The sequence below is a fragment of the Mesorhizobium sp. M8A.F.Ca.ET.161.01.1.1 genome, assembly GCF_004792105.1.
GTDB lineage: Bacteria > Pseudomonadota > Alphaproteobacteria > Rhizobiales > Rhizobiaceae > Mesorhizobium.
The window spans coordinates 1-289 of the sequence record NZ_SRTD01000456.1; the positions used below are offsets into that span (position 1 = coordinate 1).

At 63.0% G+C, this 289-nt stretch carries 1 protein-coding gene; it reads right to left on the bottom strand.

The window, feature by feature from the left end; genetic code table 11:
- Nucleotides 1–28 precede the first annotated feature (28 nt).
- Nucleotides 29–289: multidrug efflux SMR transporter (locus tag EN804_RS36520; protein ID WP_135922439.1), on the bottom strand; the 261-nt coding region annotated here is incomplete at its 5' end.

The following is a 289-nucleotide window of genomic DNA, read 5'->3' on the forward strand; positions in this document are numbered from 1 at the left end:
ATCCATTCCCCGCCATGAGTAAATAAATTCAGCTACTGGAGAGTTTCATCAGCACCAGGCCGGAAACGATCAGCACCGCCGCACCGATCCGCATCGGGGTGAACTGCCCGCCCAGAAACACAATGCCCACCACGAACGCACCGACCGCGCCGATGCCGGTCCAGATCGTGTAGGCGGTGCCCAGCGGCAGGCTGCGCATGGCCACCGCCAGCAGCCAGAAGCTGGCGACCATGCCGATGATCGTGACCACGGTGGGGGTGAGCCGGGTGAAGCCCTCGGACTGCTTCAT